The sequence below is a fragment of the Paraburkholderia azotifigens genome (assembly GCF_007995085.1).
Classification (GTDB): Bacteria; Pseudomonadota; Gammaproteobacteria; order Burkholderiales; family Burkholderiaceae; genus Paraburkholderia; species Paraburkholderia azotifigens.
Genome location: NZ_VOQS01000001.1, coordinates 876,090 through 894,972 on the forward strand (window position 1 = coordinate 876,090; position 18,883 = coordinate 894,972).

The window sequence follows — 18,883 nt, forward strand, 5'->3', positions numbered from 1 at the left end:
CGTTGCGCCGCGCGGCCCCATACAGGAGACATCGCGTGTTCGAACAATGCGAATGGTTCAATGAGCCGTCTGTATGGTCGCTGGATGGCGATACACTCGACGTGACCACCGATCCGAAAACCGACTTCTGGCGCAAAACACACTATGGATTCACGCGCGATTCAGGTCACTGCTTCGGTGTACGCACACAAGGCGACTTCACCGCGCAGGTGCGCGTGCGCGGTCAGTTTCATGCGCTCTACGATCAGGCAGGCTTGATGGTGCGCATCGATGCGTCGGCATGGATGAAGGCCGGCGTCGAGTTCACCGACGGCCTCCTGATGATGAGCAGCGTGTTGACCGTCGGCCAGTCGGATTGGGCCATCGGTTCGCCGATCGAGGCCACAGAGGGCTTCTGGATGCGTGCCTCGGTTACGCAAGGCGTGCTGCGCGTACAGCATTCCGTCGACGGAAAAACATGGCCGTTATTGCGGCTCGCGCCTTTTCCCGTTGCCGCGCACTACTTCGTCGGGCCCCTATGCTGTACGCCAGAGCGAGGCGGATTGCAAGTCCAGTTCTCCCGCTTCACCGTGAGCACGCCGCTGCAAAAAGATCTGCACGACCTGAGTTGAAATGCGTCGTCGCGCGGCGCGCCTAACGGCACGCCGCGCTGCTCGCTGTGCTGCTCGCATGTCATGCCGGTTCGGCAAAACTCGCTTTGAGCGCCTGATAGATGCTGCGATAACGTGCAAGCCTTTGCGCAAGCAGCGGCGCCTGTGCACGATCGGGCTCGCAGGACTCGAGTGTCGGCGGCGCCAGGCAGACCTCGCTAATCGCTTCGCCCGTCACCGCGAGCCGCGCGAGACGAGCCGCGCCGAGCGCCGCGCCGACGTCGCTGCCTTCGTGCCGATGCATCGTGATACCCGTTGCCGTTGCACACAGATTCGCCCAGAAGGGACTGCGCGAGCCCCCACCGATAAACGATGCGCTCTTCAATGTCGTGCCCGCGCTTTGCAGCGCCGCGTAGCCGTCCGCCATCGCAAATGCAACGCCTTCCATCACGCTGTACGCGAGATCGCCCGTGCTGTGCGTGCCCGTCAAACCCCAGAAGACACCGCGCGCATTCGCGTCGTTATGCGGCGTGCGCTCGCCGCTCAAGTACGGCAGAAAGATCGGTGCCGTGGCAGGATTGGCTGTGCTCGCAAGCTCGGGCAAGCTGCCGACTTCGCGGCCCACGACCTTGGACAACCAGCCGAGGCTCGACGCCGCCGACAAAATGACGCTCATCTGATGCCAGCGCTCAGGCAGGCAGTGACAGAATGCATGCACGCCTTGCGCGGGATTCGGCGCGAAGCGATCGGTGCCCGCGAACAGGACCCCCGACGTGCCGAGCGAAAGAAACGCGCTGCCCGCTTCCGCCACGCCCATGCCGATCGCGCTCGCCGCGTTGTCGCCTGCGCCGCCGCACACCACGACGGGCCCCGTAATGCCCCAGTCACGCCGCAATGCATCGCTCAACTGTGCGGCCGGCGCGCTGCCTTCGACGAGCCGGGGCATATGCGCGCGCGTCAAACCCGTTGCTGCAAGCATGCGGTCGGACCAGTCGCGCCTGGCGACGTCGAGCCACAACGTGCCCGAGGCATCCGACATATCGGACACGAAATCGCCCGTCAGCTTCCACGCGAGATAGTCTTTCGGCAACAGCACCTTGGCCGCAGCGCGAAACACCTCGGGTTCGTGCTTCGCAAGCCAGAGCAGTTTCGGTGCAGTGAAACCGGGCATCGCAAGATTGCCGGTGATGTCGCGCGACTCGGGTACGAGCGCTTCCAGTTCCGCGCATTCGGCAAAAGCGCGCGTGTCGTTCCAGAGTATCGCGGGTCGGAGCACCTCACCGTCAGCATCGATCAGCGTCGCACCGTGCATCTGTCCCGAGAGCCCGATGCCGCGCAACGCTGCGAAGGCAACCGGGTTCGCGCTACGCACGGCGGCAACGGCATCGAGCGTCGCCTGCCACCAGGCCTGTGGATCCTGCTCCGACCAGTGCGGATGCGGCTGCGCCACTTCCAGGCGCACGCCGCTCGTCGCGAGCGTCGCCGATGCGTCATCGGTCAGAATTACTTTTACCTCAGAGGTGCCGAGGTCGATTCCAAGGAAAGTCACAGCACGTCCTCACTATTTGGCATGAATGGACGCCGCATGCTGAACATCGACGACACGCCAGCGCGCGGCTACGCGTTCACGAAACCATACGGGAGGCGCACATGCTGGTGCCGCGGGAATGCGGCGCTCCGCGTGGACGCATGTCTCCTCCTTTTTCGCAGGCTCACGATGAGCCAGCAGTTGTTCTCGTTGAAACGTGACGTTACCACGGCGCTCTTGCGGCAGACGACTTCGAACGTGGCGTCCCACATTTGCGCGACTGATGACATCTCCCCTTTTCGATGAATTTGACCGATGGAAATGTGCGACCGACACTCGATGGCACGATCCCCCACTACCTACACTGCGCACCAATATGGCTTCCATCGAAACCACGCACGCTGCCGGCCGTCTTGACGCTGTCCGGCCTCTCGAAGACAGAACGCTGCGCAAGATCGTCATCGCATCCGTCGCTGGCAACGCGATGGAGTGGTACGACTTCTTCGTCTACGGCACGGCGGCTGCCCTCGTGTTCGGACAGTTGTTCTTCCCTGCGGGAGCAGATCCGCTGATCGGCACACTCGGCGCGTTCGCAGCGTTCGCGATGGGCTTCGTCGCGAGACCATTGGGTGGCATCGTATTCGGCCACATCGGCGACCGCTATGGACGCAAGGCGTCGCTCGTATGGACGCTGCTGATCATGGGCATCGCGACATTCGCGATCGGTCTGCTGCCCACTTATACGCAGGTCGGCGTCTGGTCGCCGTTCGCGCTCGTCGTATTGCGCCTGCTGCAAGGCATCGCGTCGGGCGGCGAATGGGGTGGCGGCGTACTAATGATTAGCGAGAGCGCACCGCCCGAAAAGCGCGGCTACTACGCGGCATGGAGCCAGTTGGGCGTGGGCGGCGGATTCGTGTTGTCGTCTGGCGCATTTCTCGCGGCACAATCGCTGCCTCATGATGCATTCATCAGTTGGGGATGGCGGCTGCCGTTCCTTGCGAGCATCGCGATTTTTGCAATCGGCGTTTATATCCGCCATAGTCTGCCGGAAAGCCGCGATTTCGAGCAGACGGAAAAGCGCGGAGAAAAGACGCATATGCCCGTGGTCGAAGTCTTGAGGCGGCATCCTAAAGAGATCTTGATGGCGATGGGCTTGCGCGTAGCGGAAAACGGCGGCGCATACATTTTTCTCGCGTTTTCGCTCGTGTATGGCAAGTTTGCCGGTATCGCGAGTTCGGTGATGTTGACGGGCGTGATGCTGGCGATGGTCGTCGAAATGGCCGCGATGCTCGCGTGGGGACGATTGTCCGATCGTATTGGCCGCAAGCCGGTGTATATGATCGGCGCGGCCGGTCTGATCGTGATGGCGTTTCCGTTTTTCTGGATGCTCGATACGCACCAGGCGCCGTGGATCTATCTCGCGCTCATCCTGGGTACAGCCGTCTGTCACGGAGCGATGATCGGCACATTACCGGCGCTCGTCGGAGAACTTTTCAGCACGGAAGTACGCTATTCAGGCGTCGCGCTCGGGCATGAAGTTGCCTCGATCTTCGCGGGCGGGCTGTCGCCGCTGATCGCCACTGCACTGCTAGCGCACTATCACGCTTACTGGCCGGTCTCGGTCTTTCTGATGATCCTTGGTGCGATCACAGTCGTCACGCTCAGGTTTACGCATGAGACGCGGGCGGGTCGATAGCGATTTTCTTTTGTTCTTTTCGCCAGCGTGTTTTGGCTGTTCGAGACGATGGCACGATCGGACGTCGCGTTCTCGTGATGTCGATCTTGCCTTTGTTTTTTTTGTGGGAACACACCGCGCGGTCAGACGAAATGCCGGTTGTCGTTGCCTGATGCGGTTCCGGCACAGTAGAGTTTGGCCGATACAACTAGTGAAGCAAAAACGCCAAGACCCCGCTTTTGAGGGCGGGGGTCTTGGACTGGGTAAGGAGCCTGACGATTACCTACTTTCACACGGGCAATCCGCACTATCATCGGCGTGGAGTCGTTTCACGGTCCTGTTCGGGATGGGAAGGGGTGGTACCGACTCGCTATGGTCATCAGGCATGACGGGTTGCTGCGTCGCGGCGGGTTCGGGTGAACCTGGCGCCACAGCCAATCTGGAAGAAGTGTAAAGCGGGGTGTGTTGTTTGTGGCACAACAACGATCACTCAAACATCCTGCATTCCGTGCCCCCTTCGGGGGTGGGATGCCCGTCAGTGCTGAAGCACCAACGATCATCGACACGAAACACACCTGTTATAGGATCAAGCCTTACGGGCAATTAGTATCAGTTAGCTTAACGCATTACTGCGCTTCCACACCTGACCTATCAACGTCCTGGTCTTGAACGACCCTTCAAGGGGCTCGAAGCCCCGGGGATATCTCATCTTAAGGCGAGTTTCCCGCTTAGATGCTTTCAGCGGTTATCTCTTCCGAACATAGCTACCCGGCGATGCCACTGGCGTGACAACCGGTACACCAGAGGTTCGTCCACTCCGGTCCTCTCGTACTAGGAGCAGCCCCCTTCAAATATCCAGCGCCCACGGCAGATAGGGACCAAACTGTCTCACGACGTTTTAAACCCAGCTCACGTACCTCTTTAAATGGCGAACAGCCATACCCTTGGGACCGGCTACAGCCCCAGGATGAGATGAGCCGACATCGAGGTGCCAAACACCGCCGTCGATATGAACTCTTGGGCGGTATCAGCCTGTTATCCCCAGAGTACCTTTTATCCGTTGAGCGATGGCCCTTCCATACAGAACCACCGGATCACTATGACCTGCTTTCGCACCTGCTCGACTTGTCGGTCTCGCAGTTAAGCACGCTTATGCCATTGCACTATCAGCACGATTTCCGACCGTACCTAGCGTACCTTCGTACTCCTCCGTTACACTTTGGGAGGAGACCGCCCCAGTCAAACTGCCCACCATGCACTGTCCCCGACCCGGATCACGGGCCAAGGTTAGAACCTCAAACAAACCAGGGTGGTATTTCAAGGACGGCTCCACGCAAACTGGCGTTCACGCTTCATAGCCTCCCACCTATCCTACACAGATCGGTTCAAAGTCCAATGCAAAGCTACAGTAAAGGTTCATGGGGTCTTTCCGTCTAGCCGCGGGGAGATTGCATCATCACAAACACTTCAACTTCGCTGAGTCTCGGGAGGAGACAGTGTGGCCATCGTTACGCCATTCGTGCAGGTCGGAACTTACCCGACAAGGAATTTCGCTACCTTAGGACCGTTATAGTTACGGCCGCCGTTTACCGGGACTTCAATCAAGAGCTTGCACCCCATCATTTAATCTTCCGGCACCGGGCAGGCGTCACACCCTATACGTCCACTTTCGTGTTTGCAGAGTGCTGTGTTTTTATTAAACAGTCGCAGCCACCAGTTTATTGCAACCCCTTCACCCTCCGCCCGCAGGGGCGTCAAGCTACAGGGGCGTACCTTATCCCGAAGTTACGGTACCAATTTGCCGAGTTCCTTCTCCCGAGTTCTCTCAAGCGCCTTAGAATACTCATCTCGCCCACCTGTGTCGGTTTGCGGTACGGTCAATGTGAAACTGAAGCTTAGAGGCTTTTCCTGGAACCCCTTCCGATTGCTTCGCTCCCGAAGGAGCTCGCGCCACGCCCTTGAATCCCGTGCCCGGATTTGCCAGAGCACCTTCTCCAACGCAGCGACCGGGACTTCCAACACCCGGACAACCTTCCGCGATCCGTCCCCCCATCGCATTTCACACTGGTGCAGGAATATTGACCTGCTTCCCATCAGCTACGCATTTCTGCCTCGCCTTAGGGGCCGACTCACCCTACGCCGATGAACGTTGCGTAGGAAACCTTGGGCTTACGGCGAGGGGGCCTTTCACCCCCTTTATCGCTACTCATGTCAGCATTCGCACTTCCGATACCTCCAGCACGCTTTTCAACGCACCTTCGCAGGCTTACGGAACGCTCTCCTACCATGCGTGCAAAGCACGCATCCGCAGCTTCGGTATATGGCTTAGCCCCGTTACATCTTCCGCGCAGGACGACTCGATCAGTGAGCTATTACGCTTTCTTTAAAGGGTGGCTGCTTCTAAGCCAACCTCCTGACTGTTTTAGCCTTCCCACTTCGTTTCCCACTTAGCCATATTTGGGGACCTTAGCTGGCGGTCTGGGTTGTTTCCCTCTTGACACCGGACGTTAGCACCCGATGTCTGTCTCCCGTGATTGCACTCTTCGGTATTCGGAGTTTGCTATGGCGAGGTAATCCGCAATGGACCCCTCAACCATGACAGTGCTCTACCCCCGAAGGTGATACACGAGGCACTACCTAAATAGTTTTCGGAGAGAACCAGCTATTTCCAGGTTTGTTTAGCCTTTCACCCCTATCCACAGCTCATCCCCTAACTTTTCAACGTTAGTGGGTTCGGACCTCCAGTACGTGTTACCGCACCTTCATCCTGGCCATGGATAGATCACCTGGTTTCGGGTCTACACCCAGCGACTGAATCGCCCTGTTCGGACTCGCTTTCGCTACGCCTGCCCTAATCGGTTAAGCTCGCCACTGAATGTAAGTCGCTGACCCATTATACAAAAGGTACGCCGTCACCCCTTGCGAGGCTCCGACTGTTTGTATGCATGCGGTTTCAGGATCTGTTTCACTCCCCTCCCGGGGTTCTTTTCGCCTTTCCCTCACGGTACTGGTTCACTATCGGTCGATCACGAGTATTTAGCCTTGGAGGATGGTCCCCCCATCTTCAGACAGGATTTCACGTGTCCCGCCCTACTTGTCGTACACCTAGTTCTTTCATGATGTTTTCGCCTACGGGGCTATCACCCACTATGGCCGCACTTTCCAGAGCGTTTGGCTAACACCACAAATAAAGAGTACAGGCTGGTCCCATTTCGCTCGCCACTACTTTGGGAATCTCGGTTGATTTCTTTTCCTGCGGTTACTTAGATGTTTCAGTTCACCGCGTTCGCTCCACGCAACCTATGTATTCAGCTGCGGGTGACCCATACGGGCCGGGTTTCCCCATTCGGATATCGGTGGATCAAAGCTCGTTTGCCAGCTCCCCACCGCTTTTCGCAGGCTACCGCGTCCTTCATCGCCTGTGATCGCCAAGGCATCCACCACATGCACTTGTTCGCTTGACCCTATAACGGGTGTGTCTCTTGCAAGAACCACTCGCTACAGGCTGAGTATTCGCGTTGTGCCGTATTCCAAGGCTGTCTTTCGACAACCCTTAAAATACATCGATACAATCACAACCCTGATTCACCTACTCATGTACCCATCTCTAAGTACACTTTCGTGAATCTCTTTACTACTTCTTCCTGATTGTTAAAGAACGACAGCCGATATCTAACTGCAATACCGCATCTGACTGGCTCAATTGCCAATGCAAAGTCTTCTGCTTCATGCAGACCACTGTGCATTGGGAATTGGTGGAGGATGACGGGATCGAACCGACGACCCCCTGCTTGCAAAGCAGGTGCTCTCCCAGCTGAGCTAATCCCCCAGTCATACAGCGCACAGAGGACGTCCAGCCAGTGATCGAGCCAACCACACCAGACAAGGCAATGGTGGGTCTGGATGGATTCGAACCATCGACCCCCGCCTTATCAAGACGGTGCTCTAACCGACTGAGCTACAGACCCCTGAGCCTGTCTTCAAACAACAGCCGACAAGTGTGAGCACTCAACTTTGAAACGCTAGCTCTGGAAAGGAGGTGATCCAGCCGCACCTTCCGATACGGCTACCTTGTTACGACTTCACCCCAGTCATGAATCCTACCGTGGTGACCGTCCTCCTTGCGGTTAGACTAGCCACTTCTGGTAAAACCCACTCCCATGGTGTGACGGGCGGTGTGTACAAGACCCGGGAACGTATTCACCGCGGCATGCTGATCCGCGATTACTAGCGATTCCAGCTTCACGCAGTCGAGTTGCAGACTGCGATCCGGACTACGATCGGTTTTCTGGGATTGGCTCCACCTCGCGGCTTGGCAACCCTCTGTTCCGACCATTGTATGACGTGTGAAGCCCTACCCATAAGGGCCATGAGGACTTGACGTCATCCCCACCTTCCTCCGGTTTGTCACCGGCAGTCTCCCTAGAGTGCTCTTGCGTAGCAACTAGGGACAAGGGTTGCGCTCGTTGCGGGACTTAACCCAACATCTCACGACACGAGCTGACGACAGCCATGCAGCACCTGTGTTACGGCTCCCTTTCGGGCACTCCCACCTCTCAGCAGGATTCCGTACATGTCAAGGGTAGGTAAGGTTTTTCGCGTTGCATCGAATTAATCCACATCATCCACCGCTTGTGCGGGTCCCCGTCAATTCCTTTGAGTTTTAATCTTGCGACCGTACTCCCCAGGCGGTCAACTTCACGCGTTAGCTACGTTACCAAGTCAATGAAGACCCGACAACTAGTTGACATCGTTTAGGGCGTGGACTACCAGGGTATCTAATCCTGTTTGCTCCCCACGCTTTCGTGCATGAGCGTCAGTATTGGCCCAGGGGGCTGCCTTCGCCATCGGTATTCCTCCACATCTCTACGCATTTCACTGCTACACGTGGAATTCTACCCCCCTCTGCCATACTCTAGCCCGCCAGTCACCAATGCAGTTCCCAGGTTAAGCCCGGGGATTTCACATCGGTCTTAGCGAACCGCCTGCGCACGCTTTACGCCCAGTAATTCCGATTAACGCTCGCACCCTACGTATTACCGCGGCTGCTGGCACGTAGTTAGCCGGTGCTTATTCTTCCGGTACCGTCATCCCACCACCATATTAGGGCGATGGTTTTCTTTCCGGACAAAAGTGCTTTACAACCCGAAGGCCTTCTTCACACACGCGGCATTGCTGGATCAGGGTTGCCCCCATTGTCCAAAATTCCCCACTGCTGCCTCCCGTAGGAGTCTGGGCCGTGTCTCAGTCCCAGTGTGGCTGGTCGTCCTCTCAGACCAGCTACAGATCGTCGCCTTGGTAGGCCTTTACCCCACCAACTAGCTAATCTGCCATCGGCCGCCCCTTGAGCGCGAGGTCCGAAGATCCCCCGCTTTCCTCCATAGAGCGTATGCGGTATTAATCCGGCTTTCGCCGGGCTATCCCCCACTCCAGGACACGTTCCGATGTATTACTCACCCGTTCGCCACTCGCCACCAGGGTTGCCCCCGTGCTGCCGTCCGACTTGCATGTGTAAGGCATGCCGCCAGCGTTCAATCTGAGCCAGGATCAAACTCTTCAGTTCAAACCTGTTACTGTTGTTCGGGCTCTTTCGAACCCGGTCGCTCACTCAAAATCACTGACAGATGATTCGACCGAGCCTCTCGGCTCCATCAAACCTTCCTCAATTTCTTTCTGTGTGAGACTCGATTACTTTCGCTATCTCGGCAATCCGAAGATCGCCGCGCGCCGCCATCGAGCACCCACACTTATCGGCTGTTAGTTTTTAAAGAACATTCGCTAAAAAGCTGCTGTTTCCTGCTGCTTTCTTGCGTCTCCGTCGTTTGGAGAGGCCGAATTATGCGGAAGCCCTAAGGGGCCGTCAAGTACTTTTTTCGCGTGCCCTAAGAAAAATTTGCGCTGCTACTTTAAGAGGCACAAGTCAAAGTGCACGCAATTGCACTCCGTGCCTCTTCGACCAACGGCTTTGCCGTATTGCATCGAAGATCTCCACACGCGGAGAACATCACATGAATTCCAAAGCAAAGCTCGAAACGAAAAGCGCGCGGAACATCCGCGCGCTTTCTTCATCTGCACCAGCAGCAAGGCGGGCAGCATCAAAGCCACCACCCGCACCGCCCGTACCGCTTAAGAACCGACGTAGCCCGGCGGCGGGTTCACATTGCTCTTCGCGACGTCCGCATTCTTCGACACCACATAGATCGGCGCTTCCGTCAGATTGAGCTTCAGCGTGCCGTTCGTATAGTTCAGCGTCATCGGATTACCCATCATGTCGAGCACCTTGACCGTGCCGCTCGTGCCAGGCGCATCGACCGTGAGGTTGTAGGCCACGCTATACGTTGAACTGAAGCCCGAGCTTGCACTCCATGCGCCGTTGTTGTGCGTCCACAAGGCTGTGATTACCGAGCCGTTGTTCAGCTGCTGGAACGAGTACGCATAGACACCCGACGGCGTGCTCTTCACTGGACCGAGCGTACTCGTGCCATCCAGAATGCGTGACATCGCGCTCACGACCATCGCGGCCGGCTTCGGACTGATGTTGGTCGCGCCATACGAGCCTTGGGCATTCGACAGATCGAAGAATGTGCCGTATCCCACTTCCGCCGGATAGTCCGCACCGTAGAACACGTACGAGACATCCGCTCCTTCGCCGAGCAGGATGATGTGCGTGCGCGCGACGACGGCACCCTGCGCGAACAGCACGTTACCCGTCGGATAGTTCGGACCGTACGACGAGCCGATGTCGTAACTGATGCCCACTTCCGTCTGATACAGCTTCATGCCCGCGCGGTACTGGTTCAGCATCGTCGTACGCAGCGTGCGCATCGAATTGTTCAGCGCATTCGCGGCAGTGGCGGCATCGGGATCGGTGGCGAGACGCTCAGGCGGATGCGACGGCGACGTGCCTGCATCGTAGTAGCCGTGCGTCGCGACGCCGTCGATGTACTTGCCGTACCCCAGCGAAGCAATGCGTTGCAGACGCTTGTTCGTGAGACTCGGGAACGCATCCGTGGGGCCCATCACGACAGCGCCCGGATCGGTCGAGTGAATGCCCTGATAGACCGACTGGTACAGCGACACGAAATTGGCATCCGTATCCGTCCAGAACTGGTTCGGCTCCCACGTCACCTGATAGAAGTTCGCCGATTGCTTCGGGAAATACTTGAGGCGTATTGCGTTGGACTCGGTGCCGACGCGGCTCATATAGTCCTGCAGGTACGAGGTGTCCTTCGGCAAGGTCGTGAAGTCTTCGAAGCCGCCCGACTTCGATGCCCAGCCCGGCACCCCATCCAGACGGATCAGGCGCATCACGTTGCCCGACGTATAGAACGAATCGAGATTGTTGGCGGACGGGCTGAAGGTATTCGCGCCATTCGGCTCCATCGCCGACATCTGGCGATCGTCCATCGTCTGCGAAATGCCGAGGCCCGCGAGCACTGCCGCATTATCGTTCGCGCCCTGCATGCCGAAGCGGTGCTGCTCCTGCTTCGTGTAGGTGACGGCGGGCACGATGCCGCTCAGATTCGGAATCACGCCGAAGGTCGCGATACCCGTGGGACGCGTACCCGCTTGAGGCAACGTGCCGCCGCCCGCCTTCAGCGTGCCCGACGCAGCGAAATAGCCGGCGAGCGTCGATGTGCAGGTCAGGGTCGTCTTCGCAGCGCCGCTCGGCACGGCAAAGCTGCCGCTCGTCGCAACGCGGCCCGTCGAGTCGGTGACCGACCAGTTCAGCGTATCAGCGTTGCTCGCGTTCGTCGTGAATGCGAGCGGGAAGCTCGCGCCCGACGCGAACATGCGCGTGCCGTCGCTGCCCGGCGTATCGGCGGAAATCAGTGCGCCGCCTGCCGACGCGCTCGCGGTCGACGGCGATGCGCAGCTGATGCTGCCTGCCGTGTTGCCATTGGCCGTCGCATTCGCAGCAGAGGTACCGGACGTTTGCGAGGCGCTATTGCTCGACGCACCGGCGCCCGGCGAGTCGCCGCCGCCACCGCCACAGCCCGCGAGAAGGACCGCTATCGATGACGAGACGAGAAGTGAATTGACTTTCATGGGGAATACAAAGGGCAATCGAAATCCGTCCGAAAACGCCTGGCAAAAATGCCCGAAAACGTCCTGCTGGATTTCAAGGTTGGCTGTTTTGCACGCGAAGTCGTTCTTACTGCGCCGACTGTCGGTGCGGCGGCGGTGCCGGTAATTTGGAGCAGCGCATTTCCTGCAGGCTCGCAGCAATGACGCGTGCGAGTGAGGCCGTGCTCAACCGATTGCAACCAGATGTAACTGCAAAAACAATTCCAGTCATGTCTGATAATTTGGCCGACATCCGGAAATACCGGTCCAGATTAATTCCACGACATGATGTGACGGCCTGCGCAACCGTCACACGAATAATCCAGAATGCCTGGATTTTTCTACAGGGCGAATGCTACAGAACGAATAGTCTTACGTCTGCGGAAACGGGGTAACACTTTGTAACGTATGACGATTTAACGGGTTCGATTTATGCTTCTGCACCACTGCAGTGATAAGGGGCGTATTAACCCTACCTGCTTTTTCGCTCCTGCGGTCGAATTTACCCATGCTTTCAAAGCCATACAAATAGGGGAACATCGGTGGCGTAAAACGCCTAAACATTTCTCTCCGATTTATTTTTTATTTTCGAAAAGCGCAACACCCCGCCCGCATTCTTTTCATTCAAGTTTCAGATTCCGTAAATCAACAGCAAATGTCGATTGCTATCGCCAATTCACCGATACGGCCCATTTGTCGCGATTCGAATACACGCAAACCCGCTTTTTTCAATTGAATAGCGGAGTTTTATTGACCTGGTGCTTAAGGTGACTCATATTGCATAAAACCCGTTGCGATCACGCGCGACGCCGCGCGCCACGACAAGCTCACGTCCTGCGCACGATGGTTGCCAACGAGAAGAATGTGCGAAGCCGTCATTCGTGCCGGCATGGGAGTCCGTCGATGGACACGATTCGCAAGCGTCCTGAGCTGCCGCACGATTCGTGCGATACGGCGCCGGAGACTAAAGGAATGGCGAAGCACGATTTACCTGCGCAGCCACTCGATCTGCTGTTTCCGCTCGACACTTCATTGCCGCAAGTGAGTGAGCCGATACCGGCCGACGAGGCGCACGAACCATTGCCGACATATCCGCCGCTTTTCAGGCGCATCAGGGCAAGGCCGCGCCGTATTGCTGCGCCGGCGTCGGTGAGTGCGCCCGACTGGAAGCTGAGTACGGGTGCGGCCGTCATATTGCTTGGCTTCGCCGTCGTATTCGGCACTTACGTCACGCTCACGCAACGCGATGCGATGCAAAGCCGCTTGCGCCGCATTGTCGGCCAGAACGAGTTGCGCACGGCGCCGCGTCACGATCATGCGAGCATCGCCGATCGCACGCAAGAACTCGCGCGGACCCTGCGGGAACAGATCGAAACGCTGCGCAGCCGCGATGCGACGGATGCCGCCGTGATGGCGGGCGCGGCCACCCGCACATCCGCCAATGCACACAGCAGCACACTTGCGAGCAGCGCGCCGGGCTTGCCGCCGACACCGTCGGCGTCCTCTTCACCTCCGCCGCCACGTAAAACGCCCGCGAAACAGCTGTCCGCGAAACAGCTTGCACCACCGTTGCCGCAGTCAGCGCCACGCGCACGCCAGCTCGCCAGCGCAGCGCCTGCACGCCCGCATAATGCAACGACAGCCGCGCAGCAGGAACATCGAACGGTCGCAAAGCAACCAAGCGCTCAATGCGGAACGCGCGCGCCTTGCGCGCAAGCGAATACGCAGAACGCTCATAAGCCCGTGAAGGTCGCGAACAAAACAACGCCTAAGGCCGGCACAAAGACCGTCGCGGCGCGAAGTGCCGTGGCGAAAGCACCCGCGAAACCCGCGCCGCGCAACACTCCCGTGACCGTTCAGGCCTGGTCGCCGCCTGACAACGTCACGGTATTGCCCGCCAGCGACGATACGCAAATCTTTCGCCAGCACTAACGCGCTCTCACGCGCGCAAACATCGCTACTGGACTACTCCAGGAAAAATGCAAGCAACTGGCGGAAAGAGACGATGCGATGTCGGCTCGTCTCGCGCGTGCGTTCTTACCATGTCGGGATGGGCTCGCGCCGCATAGCATAGAACAGCGAATACGCGCGATGCCGCCATGCGAGGACGCTCATCCGGGCGTGGGGAGAGACACGCATGCATCGACAGCCGTCAGCAGCTCTTGCGCCTCGCTCGTTGGCGCGCTTCAGCAAAGCCACTGTCGCCCTCACGCTCGCGCTGTTTTGCACCGCGTGCGGCAACGGCTCATCGGACAACGCGAGCACCAGCAGTTCGGATGCAAGCGGCAACTCAGGCTCGGTATCCGGCTCGAACACGGGCTCAAATGCGGGCTCAGGCGGCAGTTCGCCGTCGACGTCCACGAACGCTCTCGCCACCGATGTGCTGACGCATCACAACGACCTTGCACGCACAGGGCAAATGCTCGCCGAGACGACGCTCACGCCGTCCAACGTCAATTCATCGTCGTTCGGCAAGGTCGCGTTTCTTTCCGCCGACGGCAAGGTGGACGGCCAGCCGCTATCCGTGACGAGTCTCTCCATCGGCGGCACGAAGCATAACGTGGTCTATGTCGTCACCGAGCACAACAGCGTCTATGCGTATGACGCCGATAACTATGCACTGCTCTGGCAAGTCTCGCTGAACGGCGCCAACGAAACGCCCAGCGACAACCGCGGATGCACCGACATCACACCGGAAATCGGCATTACATCGACGCCCGTCATCGACCGCAACCGCGGAACGAATGGCGCGCTCTACGCAGTCGCGATGACGAAGGATGTGAGCGGCGGCATTCATCATCGGCTGCATGCACTCGATCTCGCGAGCGGCGCCGAACTGTTCGGCGGTCCGCGCGAAATCTCGGCCACGCATCCCGGTTCGGGCGGCAATAGCGTCAACGGCGTGCTCACGTTCGATCCTTCGCTGCACACGGAACGCGTCGCGCTGACGCTCGTGAACGGCAATATCTTCATGGGATGGACGGCACATTGCATGGCGGGCGCGTACACCGGCTGGATCATGAGCTATAGCGCCGACACGCTGCAGCAGACGGGCGTCGTCAACGTCGCACCGAACGGGCATCAGGGCTCCGTATGGATGGCGGGCTCGGGGATGGCATCGGACGGCACCTCCATCTATGTGGTCGACGGCAACGGCACCTTCGGCACGACGCTCGACGGCAATGGCTTCCCTGTCGATAGCGACTTCGGCAACTCGTTCATGAAGCTCTCGGCGAGTCCGCTCAAGGTCACCGATTACTTCGCGCCGCTCGACGTGGTGCAGCTTGCGAACGCCGACGGCGATTTCGGCTCGGGTGGCGCGATGTTGCTGCCCGATCAGAAAACGGCTGACGGCACCGTCAAACATCTCGCTGTCGCGGCGGGCAAGGACAACAAGATCTACGTGGTCGATCGCGACGCGATGGGCAAATTCAGCCCGACGTCGAACAATATCTGGCAGGTGCTGACGGGCACGCTCGCGGGTGGCATCTGGGGCTCGCCAGCGTATTTCAATGGCACCGTCTACTACGGCGCGCTGAATGACAACATCAAGGCGCTGCCCGTGACGAACGCGCTGCTCGCGACCGTGGCCGCATCGAAGAGCCCGACGACGTTCGCCTATCCCGGCGCCGTCCCCGCGATCTCCGCGAACGGGACGTCGAACGCGATACTGTGGGCCGCCGAGAACGGCACGACAGGTGCACTGCACGCGTATGACGCAACCAGTCTCGGGCGCGAACTCTACAACAGCAACCAGGCGGGAACACGCGACCAGTGGGGGCGGGCAACAAGTTCATCACGCCGATGATTTCGCGCGGCAAGGTCTATGTAGGCGCCACCAACGGTGTCGCCGTGTTCGGCCTGCTGCATTGAGCACGCGGGGAAATCGCGCGTCCATGCGTATCGCGATGCAGCACGGAAATTGGCGACGAATGGCGTGCTTCTGGCGTGCTGTGCCGCTGCGACGCGATATCCTGAAATAGCTTTCCTTCGGCCTGCGATGGCCCGACCGGCTGCATCGGTCATATTTGCATATCATGGCTCCATGCGTACCTCGCGACGCGCATTCGCGCCGACAAGACCAAAGACTTCGCCAGGGAGTCCGCTCGCCTATGAGACGCCTCGCCCATGCTGCAATCGCACTTTTCGTCGTCAGCGGCGCATCCGTTGCGCAGCAGCCGCTGACTTATCCGGGCCGTAGCCAGGGTCCGGCACAACAGGCCGTCGATACGGCCGCTTGCTATGCAGACGCCAACAAGACGACGCACGTCAACATGGCGCACGAGTCGCAACGTCCTCCGCCGCCTAACAAGGTGACGGCCACGGCGCCACGGCCCATCGTCGCGCCTGTGCCGCTCAATCCGCCTTTGCCCGCCTCCGGGGCGTCGGCAGCGACGGCAGCGTCCGCGCCCTCGGGCGCGAGCGGAACCGCGACGGCGAATGCGGCCAGCGGCGCAAGCGGTGTAACGGCGCCCTCCACGCCCGCGGCAGCATCGGGCGCTTCGGCAGCGCTTGCGGCGTCGGGCGCAGTGCCCGCTTCGGGTGCGCTCGCGGCATCGGGCGCCAGCATGCCGATGGAAGGATCCGCGTCGCTTGCGGCCATGCCGCCGCCGCCTCCGCCCGAGCCGCCGATGGTGCGCTACTGGGCCGCCTACGCGAAATGCATGCAGCAGCGTGGTTACTACACGCGCTGACACACACACGCGCGGCATTCATTCGACAAATGCAAAAACGGCACGCACGCGCGTGCCGTTTGCGTATGCGCGCGCCTCGTCGCGCGTCGACGAAACACTCACTCCAGCGTGGACAGCAACGACCCAACGCATTGTTGAATGCCACGCGGCGCGCCACGCGGTCCGCATTCGCCTAGACTCCTAGACTGGTACGCACCCGCTAACAGGCGAACTCACACGCGAACTCAATGGACGGGACCATGAAAGGGATCTTGATCGAGAAGCAGGACAACGGCAGCCACGCATCCATCCGCGACATCGACGAAGCGCAGTTGCCCGCTGGCGACGTCACCGTGCGCATCGAATGGTCGACGCTGAACTACAAGGACGCGCTCGCGATCACGGGCCGCTCGCCCGTCGTGCGCAGCTTTCCTATGGTGCCGGGCATCGACTTCGCGGGGGTCGTCGAATCGAGCGAACATCCGCAATGGAAGGCTGGCGACCCCGTGATTCTGAACGGCTACGGTGTCGGCGAAAAGCATTGGGGCGGACTCGCACAACGTGCGCGCGTCAGCGGAGACTGGCTCGTGCCCCTGCCCTCGCCGCTCACGTCGCGCGATGCAATGGCCGTCGGCACGGCAGGCTACACAGCGATGCTGTGCGTGCTCGCGCTCGAACGTCATGGCGTCACGTCCGCACAAGGCAAGATCCTGGTGACGGGCGCGGCGGGCGGTGTCGGGAGCGTCGCGATCATGCTGCTCGCGCGGCGCGGCTATCAGGTGATCGCCTCGACGGGACGCCCTGGCGAAGCGGGCTATCTGCATGAACTGGGCGCGCAGGAGATTATCGATCGAGCGGAACTGTCCGGTCCCGGCAAGCCGCTCGCGAAGGAACGCTGGGTTGCCGCCGTCGATGCCGTAGGCAGTCACACGCTCGCGAACGCCTGCGCGGGGACCGCGTATGGCGGCATCGTCGCGGCCTGCGGACTCGCGCAAGGCATGGACTTGCCCGCCACCGTCGCGCCCTTCATTCTGCGCGGCGTGACGCTCGCGGGTATCGACAGCGTAATGGCGCCGCACGCGCGCCGCGTCGAGGCGTGGCAGCGCATCGCCGAAGACCTGAGCGCCGAGCGGCTCGCGTCGATGGTCAAGGAAGTCAGCCTCGGCGAAGCGCTCGCGGCTGCGCCCGACGTGCTCGACGGCAAAGTGCGCGGACGCCTCGTGGTCGACGTCAATCGGTAACGCATCGACGCAGACATTATCAAATCAACTTATGTAGCGAGTTATTTTTAATCGATTTGCCTGATCCTGGTGCGAACCTTAATCTGAATGCGACTCCGCCTAACAGCCACACATAGCCACAGACTGGATCGCATCATGCAAGCTCATTCGTTCAAGGTTCGCGTCGACGCCGTGCGCGACGAAGCACACGGCGTCCGCTCATTCGTCATTTCGCGCCTCGACGGTCAGCCCTTCGACGCGTACGAACCCGGCGCGCACATCGACGTCACGAGCCCCGCCGGCGTGACGCGCCAGTATTCGTTATGCGGCGATCCCGACTGCCGCGGTTCGCATCTGTTCGCCGTCAAGAAGGAGGCGCAATCGCGCGGCGGCTCGCGCTCGCTGCACGACGACGTGCGGATCGGCACCGAACTGTCGATCGGCGCGCCGCGCAATCTGTTTCGACTTGTCGAAGAAGCCAGCACGCACGTATTGATCGGCGCGGGCATCGGCATCACGCCCTTGCTGTCGATGGCGTATCGCCTCATCAAGATGAACGCGCGATTCGAGTTGCACTATTTCGCGCGCAGCGCCGAACACGCGGCGTTTCTTCCGCTGCTCTCGCGTGCGCCATTCGATGCTCATGTGAAACTGCATTTCGGCGTCGAACCCGATGCACTCGAAACGGAACTCGCCGCGTGTCTCGCCAGCGTGCCGCAAGGCGCGCATGTCTACACCTGCGGCCCGGTCCCGTTCATGGATCGCGTAGTCGCGGCAGGCGAAGCGCGCCTGCCCGCCGATGCCATTCACCTCGAACGCTTTTCGGCCGACCCGCAACCGGTTGCCAGTGGAACCTCACTCGCAACCTTCGACGTGCAACTCGCGAGCACAGGTCAAACCGTGCGCGTGGACAGCACGAACTCGATCGTCGAAGCGCTTGCGGCAATCGGCATCGAAGTGGGCACGTCATGCGGCGAAGGCGTATGCGGCACCTGCATGGTCGACGTGGTGAGCGGCGAGCCCGAGCATCGCGACCATTGCCTGAGCAAAGCTGAACGCGCGAGCAACAGCGTAATCTGCTGTTGCGTATCGCGCTCGCGCTCGCCCGTGCTCGTGCTCGATCTCTGACT

General features: G+C 59.7%; 8 protein-coding genes, 2 tRNA genes, 3 rRNA genes and 1 pseudogene. 7 read left to right on the forward strand and 7 right to left on the reverse strand.

The features are described from left to right. Positions 1-35: 35 nt before the first annotated feature. Positions 36-611 (forward strand): DUF1349 domain-containing protein, encoded by a 576-nt coding sequence (locus FRZ40_RS03855; RefSeq protein ID WP_028368307.1) that lies wholly within the window; start codon positions 36-38, stop codon positions 609-611. Between the two features lie 61 nt (positions 612-672). Here the strand turns inward: FRZ40_RS03855 and xylB are convergent, their stop codons facing one another. Continuing rightward, positions 673-2,139, reverse strand: a complete 1,467-nt coding sequence (gene xylB, locus FRZ40_RS03860) for a xylulokinase (protein ID WP_028368308.1) — start codon at positions 2,137-2,139, stop codon at positions 673-675. A 355-nt stretch (positions 2,140-2,494) separates the two neighbouring features. Here xylB and FRZ40_RS03865 point away from each other — a divergent pair, with 355 nt between their 5' ends. Next, positions 2,495-3,814 (forward strand): MFS transporter, encoded by a 1,320-nt coding sequence (locus FRZ40_RS03865; protein ID WP_028368310.1) that lies wholly within the window; start codon positions 2,495-2,497, stop codon positions 3,812-3,814. 249 nt (positions 3,815-4,063) lie between these two features. Here the strand turns inward: FRZ40_RS03865 and rrf are convergent. The 6 genes from rrf to FRZ40_RS03895 all read right to left on the reverse strand — a co-directional run bounded on the left by rrf (position 4,064) and on the right by FRZ40_RS03895 (position 11,842). After that, positions 4,064-4,177, reverse strand: a 5S ribosomal RNA gene (rrf, locus tag FRZ40_RS03870). 198 nt (positions 4,178-4,375) lie between these two features. Next, positions 4,376-7,257: ribosomal RNA gene (locus FRZ40_RS03875) — 23S ribosomal RNA — on the reverse strand. A 289-nt stretch (positions 7,258-7,546) separates the two neighbouring features. Beyond that, positions 7,547-7,622, reverse strand: a tRNA-Ala gene (locus FRZ40_RS03880). Positions 7,623-7,684: 62 nt separating this feature from the next. After that, positions 7,685-7,761, reverse strand: a tRNA-Ile gene (locus FRZ40_RS03885). Positions 7,762-7,825: 64 nt separating this feature from the next. Beyond that, positions 7,826-9,356 (reverse strand): 16S ribosomal RNA (locus FRZ40_RS03890). The 16S, 23S and 5S rRNA genes sit together here with 2 tRNA genes alongside, the layout of an rRNA operon. A 563-nt stretch (positions 9,357-9,919) precedes the next feature. Then, a complete protein-coding gene (locus FRZ40_RS03895) occupies positions 9,920-11,842 on the reverse strand; it encodes a hypothetical protein (protein ID WP_028368189.1) in 1,923 nt (640 codons plus the stop codon). A gap of 921 nt (positions 11,843-12,763) precedes the next feature. Here FRZ40_RS03895 and FRZ40_RS03900 point away from each other — a divergent pair. The 5 genes and pseudogenes from FRZ40_RS03900 to FRZ40_RS03920 all read left to right on the forward strand — a co-directional run bounded on the left by FRZ40_RS03900 (position 12,764) and on the right by FRZ40_RS03920 (position 18,881). Next, positions 12,764-13,792, forward strand: a complete 1,029-nt coding sequence (locus tag FRZ40_RS03900; RefSeq protein WP_028368190.1) for a hypothetical protein — start codon at positions 12,764-12,766, stop codon at positions 13,790-13,792. A gap of 205 nt (positions 13,793-13,997) precedes the next feature. After that, positions 13,998-15,733: pseudogene (locus FRZ40_RS03905) on the forward strand (pyrrolo-quinoline quinone). 239 nt (positions 15,734-15,972) lie between these two features. Further along, a complete protein-coding gene (locus FRZ40_RS03910) occupies positions 15,973-16,554 on the forward strand; it encodes a hypothetical protein (RefSeq protein WP_147233423.1) in 582 nt (193 codons plus the stop codon). Positions 16,555-16,793: 239 nt separating this feature from the next. Further along, on the forward strand, positions 16,794-17,774 hold the full coding sequence (acuI, locus tag FRZ40_RS03915; RefSeq protein WP_028368193.1) for an acrylyl-CoA reductase (NADPH): 981 nt from the start codon (positions 16,794-16,796) through the stop codon (positions 17,772-17,774). Positions 17,775-17,909: 135 nt separating this feature from the next. Then, on the forward strand, positions 17,910-18,881 hold the full coding sequence (locus FRZ40_RS03920) for a PDR/VanB family oxidoreductase (protein WP_147233424.1): 972 nt from the start codon (positions 17,910-17,912) through the stop codon (positions 18,879-18,881). The last annotated feature ends 2 nt before the right edge of the window (positions 18,882-18,883 follow it).